The sequence below is a fragment of the Catenulispora sp. GAS73 genome (assembly GCF_041262085.1).
Classification (GTDB): Bacteria; Actinomycetota; Actinomycetes; order Streptomycetales; family Catenulisporaceae; genus Catenulispora.
The window spans coordinates 1-16,762 of sequence record NZ_JBGCCM010000004.1; the positions used below are offsets into that span (position 1 = coordinate 1).

Here is a 16,762-nt window from a genome sequence, read left to right on the forward strand (position 1 = left end):
CCGGGTGGGAACTTGTTCGAGGACTGGTATGGCAGTTCGGGGTGGTCCGGCTGGGGTGAGGTGACCGGCGGCAACGACGGTGAAGCTCTCGCCGGGGGACCGGCGGTGGCGTATGACTCGGACAACGGCACCTTCCACGCGTTCGCGGTGGGGAAGAACTCGGGGAGCACCTTCCAGGTGACGTTCGTGCCCGGGACCGGCTGGACCGACTGGCAGAACCTCGGGGGCACGGTTCAGAACGGCGGGCTCTCCGCCACCTACGTGGCGCCGCCGGACCTGGGCAAGAACATCGCCGACATCGCGGAGGGCCAGCTGGGCTACACCGAACCCTCATTCGGCAGCTACTGCAACAAGTTCTCGACGTACTGGGGCCAGGGCTGCGAGGAATGGTGTGCCGACTTCGCGGCCTGGACGTGGCAGCAGGCGGGTGTGTCGTTCACCTACGCCTGGACCACCGGCGACATCAACGGCGGTGCGGTCAGCTTCTATCACTGGGCCTCCGCGAAGGGGACGTGGCACCCGGCGGGCAGCGGGTACACGCCGCGGCCGGGTGACGCCGTCGTCTACGGGGTGAACTCCTCCGGAACCTGGGCGGCGCATGTCGCGATCGTCACCAGTTACACCCCAGGCGACGCGGGTCCGAACGTGGTGAACGGCGACTTCAGCCACGCGGTCCAGGCCGGGACGGACCAGACCACCAACGGCGGGGGCTACGGCATCAGCGGCTACGCCTCCCCGGCGTGATCGCCCCGTCCTGACATCGTGCCCTGATCAGCACGTCTGACCAGCGCGAGCGACCTGAACGAGCGACCTGAACAAGCGACCGCCGAAGCGGTGCCATCGAGCTCTGGCGACAGAGCCTTCCCGCGTGCTGCTTCGGCGGTCTTCGTCTGCCCTATCGCCTCATCATCACCAAACCTGAAGGGAATTCCGTGACCATCCGAAGTCTGCGGAGACACCTCTCCGCCGCCGGCGCTCTCGGACTCGCGCTCGCCGGCGTCACGCTGGGATCCTCCCCGCCCGCGAGCGCCGCTGCCGCCCCCGCTGCGTCGACCGCCGTCCCGATCCTGCAGGTCTGCGGCCACGGCGCGGCCGTCGAGCGGCCGAGCAGTATGATCGTCACCTGCGCCGACGGCCTCGAAAAGGGCGTCCAGCTGGCGTGGACCAGGTGGACGCCGACCGGCGCCACCGCGACCGGACTCACGTCCTGGCCAGAGTGCGTCTCGGCATGCACGGGTCCTGCGAAGTCCAAAACCATTCCAGCGCGGTTTACATTGTCGGCACCGGTCGTCGAACCTGGCGGGACGATCGCCTTCACCCGGCTGCACGTCCGCCTGACCGGCGCGATCCCCAGCGGATTCCTCCGCGACATCGACCTCGACGAGACCCCGCAACCGACCGCACAGACGTCCACCTCGCCGCATCCTCAGGCGCATCCTCAGGCCGGACACGTGACGGCTGGGCGCGCGACGCAGTCGCCGCAGAGCACGACCGCCGCCAGCGGCACGCTCGGCTACGCCCAGATCGAAGGCTTCTGGGTGGACGCCGGCGGCTCGACCGGCACGGCCGAGACCGCTGCGGCGATCACCGGCGCCGAGAGCAGCTTCTACCCCGGGAACATTCAGCCTGGCGTGGACTACTGCGACAGCACGGAGGCCGGCTGGGGTTTGTGGCAGATCACGTGCGGCAACTCCGAACCCGCTTACGGCACGGACTTCCAGCTCCTCGACCCGTGGAACAACGCCGAGGCCGCCGTCGCCAAGTACAACGGGTCCGTCGCCGCGGGAAACAACGGCTTCTACCCGTGGGTCACGTACAACGATGGGAGCTATTCGCATTTCATGCAGCCGAACGTGGCACCGGACACCAACCTCACAGACCCCGGTGAGTACGTCCAGTACCACTCCACCCCGCCGGGAACCCCCTCTTCCCCCGGCCCGAATCCCGGCAGCACCTATGGTCCGCCGTTGAACAAGGGGCCGGGCGAGTTCCATGTCTTCGGGGCGAGCTCTGCCGGGAACCTGTTCCAGGACTGGTACGGCACCGGGTGGTCCGGCTACGCCGTGATGGGTGCGGGCAACGGCGGTGAGGCGCTGCTGGCTCAGCCGGCGGTGGCCTACGACCCGGACAACGGTACGTATCACGTCTTCGCCGTCGGCCGGACCTCGGGGAACGTGTACCAGGTCACCTTCGTCCCAGGTACCGGCTGGACCGACTGGCAGAACCTCGGCGGCACCTTGCAAGGTGGTCTGAGCGCGGTCTACGAGAACGGGACATTCGAGGTCTTCGGTACGAGTCCGGGTGGGAACTTGTTCGAGGACTGGTTCGGCAGTTCGGGGTGGTCCGGCTGGGGCGAGGTGACCGGCGGCAACGACGGCGAAGCCCTTGCCGGGGGACCGGCGGTCGCCTACGACCCCGGCAACGGCACCTTCCACGCGTTCGCGGTGGGGAAGAACACGGGGAACACCTACCAGGTGACCTTCGTTCCGGGCACCGGCTGGACGGACTGGCAGAACCTCGGCGGCGCCGTCAAGCCCGGCCTGAGTGCCGTCTACGAGAATGGAACGTTCGAGGTCTTCGCCGTCAGCACAAGCGGCAAGCTCTTCGAGGACTGGTACGGCACCGGCTGGTCGGGCTGGGGCGAGATCACCGGCGGCAACGACGGCGAAGTCCTCGGCGGAGGACCCGCGGCCGTCTACGACACCAGCAACGGCACCTTCCACGTCTTCACCGTCGGCGCGAGCTCGGGGAGCACCTACCAGGTGACGTGGACGTCCGGCACCGGCTGGACCGACTGGCAGAACCTCGGCGGCGCCCTCCAGAACGGCGGGCTCTCGGCGGCCTACGTGCCATCAGCGTGAGATCGGCGCGATGAACAGGGTCTTCCCCTGCCCGGCGAACGCTCCGTGAGCTGCTCCCTCAGTCGGTATCCGGACTGAGTGCGCGTACAGGAGGTTCGCCGGGCGGGGAAGACCCGGCAGCTTGACGCCTACCCGCCTGCAACCCCCGGCGTGGCCGAAGCCGCCTCATCAGAAGGAACGGGCAACGTGAGACTCACGGCGAATCCTCCTGTAGGCCGCGGCCCGGCCACTACAGATCCGCCGTAGAGTGCAGCGCGCTCGCGCATCCCCGTCAATCCCTGTCCCGTCGGTTTCACCAGACTGCTCGGGGGCTGCTTCGCCGTGCCGTTGTCGACGATCGACGCTGTAAGCCGGTTCTCGGTGTAGTTCAGGGATATCTCGACCTTGGTGGCACTGGCGTGCTTGACGATGTTCGTGAGCGACTCCTGAAGGACGCGGTACGCACAGAGGTCGAGCCCCGGGGCGAGACGGCGCTTTCGTCCTGTCACGTTCACCGTGACCACGATCCCGAGGCCTCGGACCCGGTCGACGGCTTCGTCGAGTCGGCCGAGCCCTGGGGCCTCGCCGGCGGGCTCGGGTACCGTGGCGTCACGGTCCGGGGTGACTCGCAGCACGACCACCAGCCGGCGGACCTCGGAGAGCGCTTCGCGGCTGGTGGCGGCGATGGTGTCGAGCGAGTCGTCCACCGTCGTCGAGCCCGCCGCGTGGATGTGGCGTGCCAGTCCCGACTGGACCGCGATGATCGAGAGGTGGTGCGCCACGATGTCGTGGAGTTCCCGGGCTATGCGCACCCGCTCTTCCATGACCTCGTGTCGAGCCCTCGCCTCCTGATCGCGGCGCAGCTGTTCCGACAGTTGCGCGAGGCGTTTGTTGCGGTCGGCCAGAATTCGGGTGTTGATACCGAAGGTGACCGGGATGGCGACCAGGACCGCCGCCTGGATCACCACGTCCTTGAGGGTGCCGATGTCCTGGTGCGCCAGGCCGTACGCGCTCTCGGCACCGACGATGACGGTTCCGACCGCCATCGTCCTGGGCCCGCGCCGGGTCGCGATCGTGTAGAGCGCCACCGCGGCGCCGAGACCGTTGAGGGTCGCCCAGTAGCCGAGTGAGGTGTACGTGGTCACGGACGCGGCGCAGACCACCAGCGAGACCTCGGGTGCGGCGCGGCGGAAGGCCATCGGCCCGTTGGCCCCGATCGTCAGCAGGACGGCGACGGCGTCGAACCTCTTGTGTCCGTGGGGAGTGCTGCTCCCCAGGGAGATGGTGTACGCCGTGACCGCTACCGCCATCGTCACGTCCAGCGCGAGTTTCGTCCGGGGTGAGGCGAACCAGATCTGAATCCGTCGCAAGTCCGCTGACCGGTGCCTGAGCAAGTCCACTGACCCGCGCCTATGCCCCGGATCTCGGCCGGACCAGCCCGGTCTCGTAGGCGAGCACGACCGCCTGGGCCCGGGTCGACACGTCGAGCTTGGACAGCGTCCGGTTGACGTGGGTCTTCACCGTGGCCTCGCTGATCACCAGCTTCTCGGCTATGTCAGAGTTCGACAGGCCGCCACCGACCAGTCGCAGCACCTCGACCTCGCGTCCCGTCAGCCGGTCGAGCAGCGGCGGTGGCTGGGTCGAGGGGCCGGGAACGCTGACGAAGGTCTCGATGAGGCGCCGTGTGACGGAGGGGGACAGGATGCTGTTCCCGAGGGTGACGGTGTGGATCCCGTCGAGCAACACCTCAGGCGCGCTGTCCTTGAGGAGGAATCCGGCCGCGCCGGCTCGCAGCGCGTCGTAGACGTACTCGTCGAGATCGAAGCTGGTGACGATGATGATCTGCGGGACCCGTTCCCCGGCCTCGGCGAGGATGCGGGACGTCGCGCCGATGCCGTCCAGATCAGGCATCCGGATGTCCATCAGGATCACCTCGGGCCGCAGGCGCGCGGCCATCTCGACCGCCTCCATGCCGTTGGACGCCTGGCCGGCCAGGGTCAGGTTCGGAGCCCCCTCGACGAGGGCGGCGAAACCCGCGCGCACCAGCACTTGATCATCGGCGATCAGTACGCTTGCCAAGCCCGACCCCGCCCCATCCACCCGTCGCCGTCGGAGCCGTCCCGTCCGCATCACCATCAGTGATCGATGATCAGCGTTCTGATGATGCCCCCGGCGTCCGACGACCCAGCCTACAGCGTCGCGCCGGCGAACCCGGCGTCGGTCGGCGTGGGTCGGCGTGGAGTCGGCGTGCGTCAGCGTCCGGCGCCGTAGAGCTTGGCCCAGGTGTCGTCTCCCACCTGTCCGTCGACGGTGAGATGGTGGTTTGCCTGGAAACGGCGGACCGCGCTGTCCGTGTCGTCCCCGAATATCCCGTCGACACCGGTGGAACCGATGTTGTAACCGTGCTTGCTCAGAATGCACTGGATCTCTTTGACCCTGGCGCCGGTGTTCCCGTACTGCGTGAGCTGCGTGCCCGAGTAGTAGGAGCACGTGATCGTCGGTGTCGGCGGCGGCGGACTCGGCTTGGGCGAGGCGGTGCCGTTCGGGCTCGTTGTACTCGGTGGCGGAGTGTGCCCGGGTGGCGCGCTGGTGGTTCCTCGTGCGCTGGTCCGGCCCGGGTTCGTCGCGCTGGACGCGGTCGGCACGCTGCTCGCCGGGGGCGCACCGGCGGACGGCCCCGTGTCCGTGCCGTCCGGCACACCCGGGCCGCCGGCGCTCGCAGGGCTCTGCGGCTTGGGCGGAGCGGTGCCGGGAGCCGGTGGGCGCGCCCCCGTCGGCGATGTGCCGGCGCGCCCACCGGAGCTTGCGACGCCGCCGGCGCTGGACGTCTTGGCTATGGCAGAGGTCTGGGGATTGGCAGAGGTCTTCGAAGCGGTACCGGCGCTGGTCAGCACATACGCCACAGCCGCGATCACCAAGGCGCCGAGCAGCCCGACAACCGAGACCGCGAGGCGCCTTCTGCGCGGCGCGTCCGGTTGCCGCGCCTCCTGCTCGGGGCGGACGCGTCGCAGGATCGTGAGTTGCTCCAGCGGCGAGATCGCCACGGTCGGCGCGGACCACGAGGCCCGCGACTCGATCTCCACCATGACCTGCTCGGGCCATACGTCGGGAAAGGTGCGCGCCCGGGCCGCCTCGACGATCTGCCCGGGCGTGGGACGGTCCGCCGGATCCTTGTGAAGGCATCGGCGGATCAGGTCGGCGAGCGCGTCGTCGGCGTCGCCGGCCAGTTCGAGGACGGATTCGCTGGGCTGCGCGTAGATCACCCGGTGGATCACGTCGGCCGTCGACCCGTCGCCGAACGGCGCGACGCCGGTGACCGCGAACGCGAGGACGGACCCGAGGGAGAAGACGTCGGACGCCGTCCCGGCTTCGGCGCCGTCGGCCTGCTCCGGCGACATGAAGGCCGGCGTGCCCAGCTGCTGTCCGGTCATGGTGATGGAGCTGGTGTCGGCGGTGGAGGACACGCCGAAGTCGATGACCCGGGCGGAATCGCCGGCCAGGAGCACGTTGGAGGGCTTGAGATCGCGGTGCACGATTCCGGCGTCCGCTATCGCCGCCAGCGCCTGACCGACGTGCCCGGCCAGCCGCCAGGCCATCGGCGCCGGCAGCGGGCCGAACCGCTCGACGGTGTCGGACAGGCTCAGACCCGGGATGTAGGCGGTGGCCATCCACAGCCGCTCCTCGTCGTCGAACCCGGAGTCGACCAGCTCGGCCGTGTACGCGCCGTGGACCCGGCGCACGGCCTCGACCTCACGCTGGAACCGGCGCCGGAACCTGGGGTCCTCGGCGTACTCCGGCCGGATCACCTTGATCGCCACCAGATCCCGGTGACCCGGCCGGTCGCCCGTCGTCGTGGTCTGCCCGCCCGCCGGCTGCGGCTGCGAGGCCCGCCGCCCGAAGAAGATCCGGCCCATCCCCCCGCCGCCGAGCCGGGCCAGCACCTGGAACGGACCGATGGTCGCGGGGTCCGTGCGGTGCAGCGGCGTGGCGCCGAGGACCGCGAGGTTCATCGCCTCGAAGTCCGCGGCGCGCTGCTGGACCGGATCCGTCTCGGACATGTCAGGGCCTCTCAGGTCCTCGTCGTCGGGTCGGGGGCGGACGCCGGGCTGCTCAGTGGCCCGAGGCGGCGCGGGTGATCGCGTCCATGATCGACTGCACCTGCCGGTGCAGATCGACCAGCGCGGTGTTGAGCTTGTCCAGATCGCCCTTGGCCTTGGGCCACACGTCATTGCGGAACCGGTCCGCCAACGGCCCGGCCCAGTTGGCCGGCTCGCTCATGTGCGTTCCCGCCGTGTTGAGCTGCTTGACGAGATTGGTGAAGTCGTGGGTGACGAGGGTGTTCATCCGGGCGAGCTGGCTATAAGCGGTCTGGTTGAGCTTGATGTCCGCGGTGGGTCCGTTGCCCATTGTCGTGTCTCCTCGGAAAATGGATGTGTGCGCTTTGGCGTTTACGAAACTACTGAAGGCGGCCCGTCCGATCGTCAGCACAGGGCGGGAATCGGTTGTCCACCCTGTGCGGTACGTCGACGGGGTCGTACAACCACGGAGGTATCGACGCGCGATACGGCGCGGCTTCTACCCCGGCCCCGGCAGGGTATGGTCATCGATCTTGAGGTTGTTCAAGAGATCCCGGAGATTTTCTCCCTCGACGTTGTAGTTCTCCAGCACACCCCCGGACCCTTGGGCATGCAAATTGATAATCGCCTTCGCGAGCGCTGCCGGATCGCCGTTCTCGAAACCGGACAGCGTGACCGTGTTACCGTTGCTGTCCTTGACCTTGCCCCCGACGAACAGCATCACGGCAGTCGCCGACGCGAATCTGTACTCCTGAAGCAGGACCACCTGATCGCCAGTGTCCAGTCTCGGGACTTCGGTGACATGCTTGATCAGTTCGGGGTCCATGGCGGCGAGTGTGGCGACGGTGGCGGCGTAGGTGTCGGCGTTGATTTCGGGTATGTTTCCCTCCTTCAGGATTTCGAGGACTCTCTCCTTCACGAGCTTGTCCTCGACCTGCGACACCGCCACATGGCCGAGCACTTTCTTCAACATCTCTTTGGTCGCTGCGTTGAGGAACGCCTTGACGCCCAGTGTTGTGGGGATGGAAGCTTCCGGCCCCATGAGGTCCGAGACCGCGAACACGGTCTCCAGAAGGACATCGTTGCCCAGCTGGATCAAGAGCTCGTCACGTTGGTTGGCGTCCTCGATGGACTTTCTTATCCACTCATCGTAGGGAGCGAGGTACCCGAGGTTTTTATTGTTCTGATCCGCCCACTGTTCGAGGTTCTTAGAGTTTTTGCCAGGGGTCTGCGGGAACCGCACCGCCATCAGAGCGCTGCAGTTGCCAATGATCTGACTGATATACGGCAGCAGCTCTTTCACGTCTCCGACGCTGACCCCCTTCGGAAGGTCCTCGCCAAGCAGCTTCACAAGTTCTTGGGCTTGTTCGGCGCTCAGCGACGCCGAGCCGGCGGCGAGGATCTGGACCGCGAGCTTGCGGGAGACTTCCCGTTCCGCGCCCGCGTTGAAGTCGAAGGCGGGGGTGTTGGAAAGGCCGTTCACGAAGAGCTTGAACGCGTTCGGATTCGCGAGGAGAGCCTTCGTCAAGTTCACGGAGGCGTCCGGGTTCGCGGCGAGCGCCGTCAGGAGCGGCACGATCAGTGTGTTCTGCGCAGTGCCCTTGTTGTCGTTCGTGTGGTAGACCTCGGCGAGGTATTCGGTGATCAGCGCGGCCGTCCTGGCATCCAGGTTTCCGGCGAAGCCCGAGGTCAGCGTGGCCACGACGGTCGCCTGCTGGTTCGGAAGGGCGTCGTAGCCGTTGAAGCCGTACGTCTCGACGAACTGCTTCAGCTGGTCCGAGGTCAGGTTGTCCAGGAACGCCGCCATGTAGTTCGGATCGTCGCTGTGCGCATGCAGGTTCGCCAGGAGGGTGGCCAGGTCCATCGTCTGGTAGCGGGACGCGAGGTCGGCTCCGGCCTTGGCCGATGCCGCGTCCAGGCCCGCGTTCGTGGTTTTGACCAGCTGCGACCCCGGGAAGATCGCCGACAGACCGGTCAGCGGGCCGACCGAACCGGCCACCCGGAAGTCCTCGCCGACCTTCCTGACCTCCCGGTCGGTGGCCATGATCAGCCCCAGCAGGGACATCACCTGTTCGTCGATGGTGGTGCCGCCGGCCAGTGGGCCGATGCCGTTGAGCCCGAAGATGTGCGCGCCGAAATCGATGGCGGTGGCCCGGTAGTCGGCGATCGAGTTCGTGAGGACCGACTTCACCCAGGACTGGAAGTCGTTGTTGGCCTGGGTGGTCCGGTTCGAGTAGTCGATGAGCTGGTTGGGCACCGCCTGGGCGGGCTGGTCGCCGATCCCCTTGTCGGCCATCAGTGGCCCTGCGTCTTGCGGGCCGCGTCGGCATCCTGGATGGCCTTGTCGACCTGGCCCTTGATGGCCAGCGCCGAGTCCGCGAGCCTGGTCAGGCGCCGCTGCTCGTCGTGGTATTCGCCGTCGAAGACGGTGCGGCGCCGGCCGAGCCAGCCGCCTGAGAGTTCGGGGATCGGCGCGTTGAGGTTCAGGCTGCACTGCTGGCCGCGGTACCACGCCATCCATCTCAGTTTTTCGGAGAGCACTCTGAGCTGACTGCTGAGATTCGCCGCGACGGTGTCGTCAAAGCGGATCGTCATGGTATGGCACACCCCCACCGCATATCGGTAAAACGTCGTTGAGAGCCTATTTCGCGCCCCCGTCGGCAGGCGTCAACCCGGTGCGGCATCTTCGCCTACCCCGCTGGGTGGAGGGTCGCCGACGGGTGTCGGCGTGGCCGCTACGGGATCCGGGCCAGCTGGATGCCGGTCGTCTCCCCCTCGACCACCAGGAAGCCGCGTCCGGGGATCGGCGCCATCCGGTCGTGGCGGGGCAGCACGGCGCCGAGCAGTTCCCCATCGAGGTCGTAGTCGGGGACGAGGAGGACGCCGGCCCGGCTCTCCCTGACCTTCTGCGTCCAATGGGCATAGACACGTCGGAGGCCCTCCGCGCGTCCCGCCGCGATGAGGTGCTGTCCGGATCGTGCTTCGGCGATCCAGCGATCGAGGATCCCGAGCTCGTCCTCGACGGTCTCGGCGTCGTCGACGACCAGGAGGGTGTCGCCGGTGGCACCCGCCAACGCCGCTGCCAGGTCTGCGTAGTCGGTGACCAGCGCGGTCAGCCCCGTGACGGCGCGCAGCGGCGACCGCCGCAGTGCCACGGCGATGATCGCCGGAGGGTTGGCGGAGCTGAGCGTGGCCTGGACGACGGTGCACAAAGCCGTGCTCCGGCCCGACCGTTGCGGGCCGGCGATCAGGGCGTGTTCGTGCTCGTACAACGTCAGTCCCACCGGTCCGAGCGTCTCGGCTCCGATGCCGAGCGGGATCCGCCAGGGCTCCGGGCCGGTCGAGGCGGGCGATCCCAGATCCGCCGCGGCGACCTCCTGGGGCAGCGATCCGATGTGCGGCGCGGTGGCCGCGGCTCCGGACCACCGGTGCGCCACCTCGGCGACGGCCTCGTCCCAGTCCTCTCCCGGCCACGCGATCTGGATGACCTGGCGGGTCGCCGGGACCAGGGCACGGCCCGGGACGTATCCCGGGACCGCCGATCGGGGGACATCGAAGGATCCGTATTCGTTGGGGTCTGCCATCCGCATCACCAGCTTCTGCCGGGCGAGCGAGGACCAGGCGGAGTAGACGGCGCCGACCCGGTCGGCGGTCATCGCGAACCGGATGCCCACGGCCGGACCGTCGGCGAACACCCGGGTCAGGTCTTCGAACAGGCTCGTCCGGCCGGCGTCCTTGTCGAAGTCCGCGGCCAGCGCTCCGAAGTTGTCCACCAGCACGAGCCATTGGGGTGTGTCGCCCTGGTAACCGGTTGCCTTGCGGGAGTCGAGTTCCTTGCGCAACAGCCTGATCAGTCTGATCTGGCGTTCCTTCTCCGCCGCGCCGATGTGCGCACCGGTGTGGGGCAACGCCGCGAGCGGCGCGAGGTCTCCGGCGCCGAGGTCGATGGCGAAGATGTGGTGGCTGTCCGGGGATCGCGTTCGCGCGATGCTCAGCGCGAGCGCGGCCAGCGCCGTGGAGGTCCCGGCTCCGACGGCGCCGTAGATCAGCAGGTTGCCCTCTCCGGGGTCCCAGCCGACGGCGTACTGGGTCTGCCGGTCGGGATCGTCGGCCAAGGCGAACGCGGGCAACCGTGGGGTCTGGCTGTGCAGACCGCGTGCGGCGGTCTGTGGCAGGCCGTTCATCGGCACCACCGACGGCAGGGGATCGGGCCAGGGGCGCCGCGGTTCGGCGAAGCCGGCGAGCGCTGCCGCCTCGCGCGCTGCCGCGACCAGCCGCTGCAGGTCGGTGGGCGCGTCCTCATCAGTGGTCATAGATTCGTGTACTGCGACGCCGAGCCGGAACGGAGCCAGGATCACCGGCGCCGTCACCGCCGCCGCGGGCGTGATCCCGGTCGAAAGTGCGGTCTGGACCGGGAGGACTTCACGCGCGCTGAGCCGGTAGTACCCGCGTCCCCACTGGCGGCTGCCGATGCCGGCGGCCGCCGGATTGTCGATGACGTCGTCGGAGTCGCTCGTGCTTTCCAGTCTCAGGGCGATGCGCAGCTTCACGTTGTTCTTGATGGCGTCGCTGACCGAGCCGGACGGGCGCTGGGTCGCCATGATCAAGTGCACGCCGAGGCTGCGACCGCGCTGGGCGACGCTGACGAGCGCGTCGACGAAGTCGGGCAGAGCCTTCACGAGCGTCGCGAACTCGTCGATCACGACCACCAGGCGAGGCATCGGTTCCAGATCGGGGCGCTCCCGATCCCGCAGTCTCTGGTAGTCGCGGACGTGACTGAGTCCGGCGTCGCGGAGCAGGCGTTCCCGGTGGTGCACCTCGGCTTCCAGACACCTCAGGGCGCGCTCGCTCAGCTGCTCGTCGAGGTCGGTCACCAGCCCGACCACGTGGGGCAGCCGGGCGCACTCGTCGAGGGCGCCACCGCCCTTGTAGTCCACGAGCGCGAATGTGAGGTGCTCGGGGTCGGCGTCGACGGCCATGCTCGCGATCAGCGTACGGAGAAGCTCGCTCTTGCCCGAGCCCGTGGTGCCGGCGATCAAGCCGTGCGGACCGTCGTCGTCGAGGTCGATCGTGAACAGGTCTCGTTCCGTGACACCGAGGACGGCCTGTACGCGCAGCGCCGCCACGCGCTGGGACCAGTGTGCGGCGACCTCCTCCCCGGTCACGCTCGCCAGCCCGAGCAACGGAAGCAGGTTCAAGCGGTCCGGCAGGCCGGCGCCCTCGACGCGGAGTTCGGGGTCTTCGTACCGGGCCAGCGCCCGGGACACCGTCCGGGCTTGATCGTCTGCCACCCCGGCGATGAGGACGTCCAGGGTTTCCTCGCCGGTCGTGACGTCACGCAGGCTTCCTTTCCCCTCCGGTGTGACGGTCACGATGGCCGTACACAGCGCGGGAAGGCGACGCGTGATCACGATGCCGCCGCAGGACACTGATGAGGTGGCGAGCAGATCACGCAGCGGACAAGGCCGCCCTTCCAGCAGATCGGCGCCGTCGACGATGACGAGCAGCACAGGACGGTCTTTGGAGTCACCGTGCGCCGCCTCGGCGGCGAGCAGGCCCCGCGCGAGAGCGTCGGACTGGTCCCGGCCGACGGCCGTCAGCCGGGCGGACCCCGACCGTCGATCCGCGCCGTGCGGCAGCCACTTGGTCCAGTCCCAGTCGGCCAGCCGGTCGGCGTCGGTGAACACCGCCACCGTGACGTCGGCAGGGCCACTGCCGACCACCCCCTGAACGAGCAGGGACCGCGCGGCGGCGAGCGCGGCGCGGCGGTCACCTTCGAGTCCGACGACCCCGCCGGCCCCGATGTCGACGACGACCGGCACCCGCGGCAGCACCGCCGACTTCTCCAGCAGTGCGACGGCCTCGGGTGCCGGACTGTCCTGGTCGCAGGCGATCTCGGGCCGCCAGGGCAGATCGGCGAGGCCGACCGAGACCTTCAGGAAGTCCGGGGCACTACGCCGCCGTTCCCAAAGGTTCGGACTGGGCCCGGTGGCCCGCGCGGCGACCTCGGCGGGATTCGGACAGGCGGCCCGCCGCGTCCTGAGCTCCGCTTCCCGGTGTGCTTCCAGCGTCACGGCGAAGGCGGCCATCCGGGCTCGGAACTCACGCACGCCTCGCCGGAAGCTGAACCTTCCGCGCATCCGGTCCTCAACGAAGTTGCCGAAGAACATCAGCGGCGTGAGAAGCGCGATCGCCGCGTAGCGCACATCGCCCATGATCCACACGGTCGCGCCCGCGAGAACGAGCGGTCCAACCAGTTCGGCGACGCCGAACGGCTGCTTGTGGGCCCGTTTCGGAGCCGACGGCGTGAGGATCGGCGTACTCAAGCTCGGCGTCGGTATCCGGGGCTGGCGGTTGAAGGGCAGCGTGCCGCCGGGCCGGACCTCGCGGACCGCGTTGATGTGCTGCACCTTGCCGAGCAGCTCCGGTGGCACGACCCGCACCAGGATCTCGCCGCCCAGCGAGATCAGATCCCGCGGCCCGACGACGACAGGACCGGACAAGCGGACGTCGTTGACATCGGTGCCGTTGCCGGAGCCGAGGTCGGACACCCGCACGGTGGCGTCCGGCGCGACGTCCAGCACGCAGTGCGTCCGCGAGACGCCCGAGGCGACGACCCGGACATCGGCGTCGGCGCCGCGGCCGATCACGGTACGACCCGCCGTCAGCGGAACAGCGCGGCCCGCATCGAGGCCACCGACGATCTGCAGCACCACGACGGGCTTCCGCAGGATCGGCGACCCCACATCCACCGGCCGTACCCGCGAACCGAGCACCAGGCCCGATTCGGTGAGCACGGCCTCCGGCGCGGTCAGCCGACCGTCGACGGTCACCCGCGCACCAGCCCCCCGCAGCGCCGCCGCCAGATCCGCCACGGTCGCGTCGGGACGGCCGACCCGAAGTTCCAGCTCGGTCTCCGCTGCTCCATCGTCATAGATGAACCGCACCCGTACCGCCTCCGGATTCCGCTGTCTGGTCTGGGGGTCATCGTGGCATTTCACACGGTGGGCGGACGTCAACCCGGGGCGGTATCCGGCGTCGACCGACGGGTGTACGTGCGCCGCGGGCGCCCTGACCGTCAAGGTCGGCCTCTTCGGTTATCGACATCCTCAAAATCCTATTGCGAGTGACTAATCAGTCGGTTATTGTCGAGGGGTGCCAAGAGTAAAAACCTCGGAGCGTCGCCAAGCGGTGCTCGACGCGGCGATGCGGCTGTTCGTGGAGCAGGGCTTGGGCGCTCCGACGGGTGTGATCGCCCGGGAGTCGGGCTTGTCGACCGGATCGCTGTTCAACTACTTCGCCACCAAGACGGACCTGCTCAATGAGCTCTACCTGCACCTGAAGCAGGATCTGGCCGCCGCCGTGTGGAGCGCCCCTTTCCCGGACGGGCCGCTTCGCGATCGCGCCCTGGAGGGCTGGAACCGCTGGACCAGGTGGGGTGCGGAGGCCCCCGTGAAGCAACGAGCGCTCATGGCGCTGGAGACGTCGCCGGACATCACCGCGGACAGCCGGTCGCAGGGCAGCGACGCCCTCCAGGGGCTGGGCAAGCTCTTCGAAGAGGTCCACGCCGTGGGGCCGCTCGCTCAGCAACCGCTGGAGTTCGCCGTCGGGCTGGTCGCGGCGCTGGCCGTGACGACCATGCAGTTCATGGCGAGTGAGCCCGCTGATCAGGAACGTCGGTGTCGAGCCGGATTCGACGCCGCCTGGTCGGTCATCGCGGGTCCGATCACCGAGCCGGAGGGATCCCATCATGAGCGGTGAACACGTCCTGGTGACAGGCGGCAGTGGCTTTCTCGGCACGCACTGCGTCGCACGGCTTCTCGACGACAGGTACCGCGTGAGTACGACGGTGCGTACTCCCGGTCGAGCCGACCAGGTGCGGGCGGTGCTCGCCGGCAACTCCAGCAACAGCGACCGGGCCGGCGACGTCCGGTTCATCACCGCGGACCTGACAAAGGACGAGGGCTGGGACGAAGCCGTCGCCGGAGTGGACTATGTGCTGCACGTCGCCTCGCCGTTCCCGGCGGCCCCGCCGGCGCACGAGGACGACTTGATCCTGCCGGCCCGCAACGGCGCGCTCCGCGTCCTGCGCGCCGCGCGACGTGCGGGCGTCCGACGCGTGGTGCTGACGTCTTCCTTCGCGGCCATCGGCTACGGACACGCGCCCACCGACGTGCCCTACGACGAGACCACCTGGACCGACGTCGACGCCCCCGGCGTCACCGCGTATGCGAAGTCGAAGACGCTCGCCGAACGTGCCGCCTGGGACTTCGTCGAGCGGTACGACATGCTCGAACTGGCGGTCGTGAACCCCACCGGTATCCTCGGCCCCGTCCTCGGACCCGACGACGGAACCTCCGTGGCCGTGGTCGCGAACCTGTTGTACGGCAAGCTCCCGCTGCTACCGCGCGCCTCGGCCGGCATCGTGGACGTCCGCGACATCGCCGACCTCCACGTACGGGCCATGACCGACGCGAAGGCCGCAGGCGAGCGGTTCCTCGGCACGGCAGGCCTGATGTCGCTGTCCGACATGGCTGCCACCCTCAAGCAGGGCCTCGGCGCCGAGGCCCGACGGGTCTCGACCCGGACGATCCCCGACTGGGTCGTCCGCCTGGCGGCACGATTCGACGACAACGCGCGCCAGGCGGTTCCCATGATCGGGCGTCCGCACCGGGCCACCAGCGCCAAAGCGGAGAAACTGCTCGGTTGGACGCCGCGGCCCAAGGAAGAAGCGGTGCTCGCGACCGGCCGCAGCATCCTGGCCAGGGCGCACTGACCTCAGCGAATCTGAGTGCGGGTACGTCGTCTGGAAGACGACTGCGGGATTCCGGTGATGGTGACGTTGCCGGGTCGAGGAGGAACCGGAGCACGAAGGGTACCGGCCGGTCAGTGGTGGTATTCGCCGCCGTTGACGTCCAGGGCCTGCCCGGTGACGGCGCGGGCCAGGTCGGAGATCAGGAACAGCACCGCGTCGGCGACTTCGTCATTCTCGGGCAGGCGGCGCAGGTTGATCTTGGCGGCGACCTCGTCGTAGATGTCCTCGACGGTCACGTCGCCGCGTTGCTGCGCGAGGTAGCCGAAGTACCCGCGCAGCGTGTCGCCCCAGATCTGGCCGGGGACCACGGTGTTGAACCGGACGCCGGACGGGCCGTATTCGGCGGCGAGGTTCTGCGCCGTCACGTGCAGGGCTGTCTTGATGAGCTTGTACGGCCCCATCGACACCTCGGAGAAGCGCATGACCATGGAGCCGACCATCACGACCGAGCCCTTGTTCTCGGCCAGGGACGGGATCAGCTGCCGGGTCAGCCGCAGCGCGGCGAGTACGTTGGCGTCGAAGGCGGCGGACAGCGCCTCAAGCGGGACCGTGCCGAAGCCCTCGATGGGCGGCATCGCCAGGGCGTTGTAGACCATCGCGTCAACGCGCCCGAACTCCTCCTGAGCCGCCGTCGCCAACTGCTCCGCACTAGCCGGATCGGTCAGGTCGCACGGCACGGCCAGGGCCCGCCGCCCGAGCGCGGCGACCTCCTTGGCCACCTCGTCGAGCTGCGAGGCGGTCCGCGCGGCGAGCACCACGTCGGCCCCCTCCCGCGCACTGGCGAGCGCGATGGAGCGGCCCATGCCGGACCCGACTCCGGCGACCATGACGACCTTGTCCTGCATCAGCATTTTCGCAGCATCCTTATGACTTGAGGCACCGGGCTCCGCTTCAGACGTGATGCTTCCAGGTTCGGATCCGGCCGGCGCCAGCCCCGCACAAGATGTTCGCCGGCTGCGCTCTGAGCTGGCAGCGGTGAGGGGAAACCGCTGAGCATCCATGAGGTAGGCGTCTACCTGAGGGGGGACCAC

At 68.8% G+C, this 16,762-nt stretch carries 12 protein-coding genes; 4 read left to right on the forward strand and 8 right to left on the reverse strand.

Annotation, left to right across the window (positions count from 1 at the left end):
* Both ABH935_RS07015 and ABH935_RS07020 read left to right on the forward strand, forming a co-directional pair.
* A partial coding sequence (locus ABH935_RS07015; RefSeq protein WP_370376960.1) for a CHAP domain-containing protein occupies positions 1 to 744 on the forward strand: 744 nt, incomplete at its 5' end.
* A gap of 188 nt (positions 745 to 932) precedes the next feature.
* Complete coding sequence (locus tag ABH935_RS07020; protein ID WP_370376961.1) at positions 933 to 2,861, forward strand: hypothetical protein; 1,929 nt, start codon at positions 933 to 935, stop codon at positions 2,859 to 2,861.
* A 128-nt stretch (positions 2,862 to 2,989) separates the two neighbouring features.
* Here the strand turns inward: ABH935_RS07020 and ABH935_RS07025 are convergent, their stop codons facing one another.
* From ABH935_RS07025 to ABH935_RS07055, 7 genes are all read right to left on the reverse strand, one after another.
* Positions 2,990 to 4,150, reverse strand: coding sequence for a sensor histidine kinase (locus tag ABH935_RS07025; RefSeq protein WP_370377269.1), 1,161 nt, complete (start codon positions 4,148 to 4,150; stop codon positions 2,990 to 2,992).
* A 100-nt stretch (positions 4,151 to 4,250) separates the two neighbouring features.
* Positions 4,251 to 4,919, reverse strand: a complete 669-nt coding sequence (locus ABH935_RS07030; RefSeq protein WP_370376962.1) for a response regulator — start codon at positions 4,917 to 4,919, stop codon at positions 4,251 to 4,253.
* Positions 4,920 to 5,092: 173 nt separating this feature from the next.
* Positions 5,093 to 6,898, reverse strand: a complete 1,806-nt coding sequence (locus tag ABH935_RS07035; RefSeq protein WP_370376963.1) for a protein kinase — start codon at positions 6,896 to 6,898, stop codon at positions 5,093 to 5,095.
* A gap of 52 nt (positions 6,899 to 6,950) precedes the next feature.
* Positions 6,951 to 7,247 carry a hypothetical protein gene (locus ABH935_RS07040; protein ID WP_370376964.1) on the reverse strand — a complete coding sequence of 99 codons (297 nt, stop codon included), beginning with the start codon at positions 7,245 to 7,247 and terminating at the stop codon, positions 6,951 to 6,953.
* A gap of 168 nt (positions 7,248 to 7,415) precedes the next feature.
* The gene (locus ABH935_RS07045) at positions 7,416 to 9,212 is read right to left on the reverse strand and encodes a hypothetical protein (protein WP_370376965.1); all 1,797 of its coding nucleotides are present in this window, start codon (positions 9,210 to 9,212) and stop codon (positions 7,416 to 7,418) included.
* Positions 9,212 to 9,511 (reverse strand): hypothetical protein, encoded by a 300-nt coding sequence (locus ABH935_RS07050; protein WP_370376966.1) that lies wholly within the window; start codon positions 9,509 to 9,511, stop codon positions 9,212 to 9,214. The genes ABH935_RS07045 and ABH935_RS07050 overlap by 1 nt, the downstream gene beginning before the upstream one ends.
* A gap of 140 nt (positions 9,512 to 9,651) precedes the next feature.
* Positions 9,652 to 13,863, reverse strand: coding sequence for an FtsK/SpoIIIE domain-containing protein (locus ABH935_RS07055; protein WP_370376967.1), 4,212 nt, complete (start codon positions 13,861 to 13,863; stop codon positions 9,652 to 9,654).
* Positions 13,864 to 14,071: 208 nt separating this feature from the next.
* Between ABH935_RS07055 and ABH935_RS07060 the strand changes: the two genes are divergently transcribed.
* Both ABH935_RS07060 and ABH935_RS07065 read left to right on the forward strand, forming a co-directional pair.
* Complete coding sequence (locus ABH935_RS07060) at positions 14,072 to 14,677, forward strand: TetR/AcrR family transcriptional regulator (protein ID WP_370376968.1); 606 nt, start codon at positions 14,072 to 14,074, stop codon at positions 14,675 to 14,677.
* Positions 14,667 to 15,692, forward strand: coding sequence for an NAD-dependent epimerase/dehydratase family protein (locus ABH935_RS07065; RefSeq protein WP_370376969.1), 1,026 nt, complete (start codon positions 14,667 to 14,669; stop codon positions 15,690 to 15,692). Before ABH935_RS07060 ends, ABH935_RS07065 begins: the two co-directional genes overlap by 11 nt.
* A 110-nt stretch (positions 15,693 to 15,802) precedes the next feature.
* Here ABH935_RS07065 and ABH935_RS07070 read toward each other — a convergent pair whose 3' ends face one another.
* Entirely contained in the window at positions 15,803 to 16,582 is a 780-nt protein-coding gene (locus tag ABH935_RS07070; RefSeq protein ID WP_370376970.1) for an SDR family oxidoreductase, read from the reverse strand.
* Positions 16,583 to 16,762 lie beyond the last annotated feature (180 nt).

What these genes read in the sequence shown, in the direction of transcription:
- ABH935_RS07025 (WP_370377269.1), bottom strand. Translation starts at nt 4,150, where the DNA reads ATGGCGGTAGCGGTCACGGCGTACACCATCTCCCTGGGGAGCAGCACT.
- ABH935_RS07035 (WP_370376963.1), bottom strand. Translation starts at nt 6,898, where the DNA reads ATGTCCGAGACGGATCCGGTCCAGCAGCGCGCCGCGGACTTCGAGGCG.
- ABH935_RS07050 (WP_370376966.1), bottom strand. Translation starts at nt 9,511, where the DNA reads ATGACGATCCGCTTTGACGACACCGTCGCGGCGAATCTCAGCAGTCAG.
- ABH935_RS07070 (WP_370376970.1), bottom strand. Translation starts at nt 16,582, where the DNA reads ATGCTGATGCAGGACAAGGTCGTCATGGTCGCCGGAGTCGGGTCCGGC.
- ABH935_RS07045 (WP_370376965.1), bottom strand. Translation starts at nt 9,212, where the DNA reads ATGGCCGACAAGGGGATCGGCGACCAGCCCGCCCAGGCGGTGCCCAAC.
- ABH935_RS07065 (WP_370376969.1), top strand. Translation starts at nt 14,667, where the DNA reads ATGAGCGGTGAACACGTCCTGGTGACAGGCGGCAGTGGCTTTCTCGGC.
- ABH935_RS07040 (WP_370376964.1), bottom strand. Translation starts at nt 7,247, where the DNA reads ATGGGCAACGGACCCACCGCGGACATCAAGCTCAACCAGACCGCTTAT.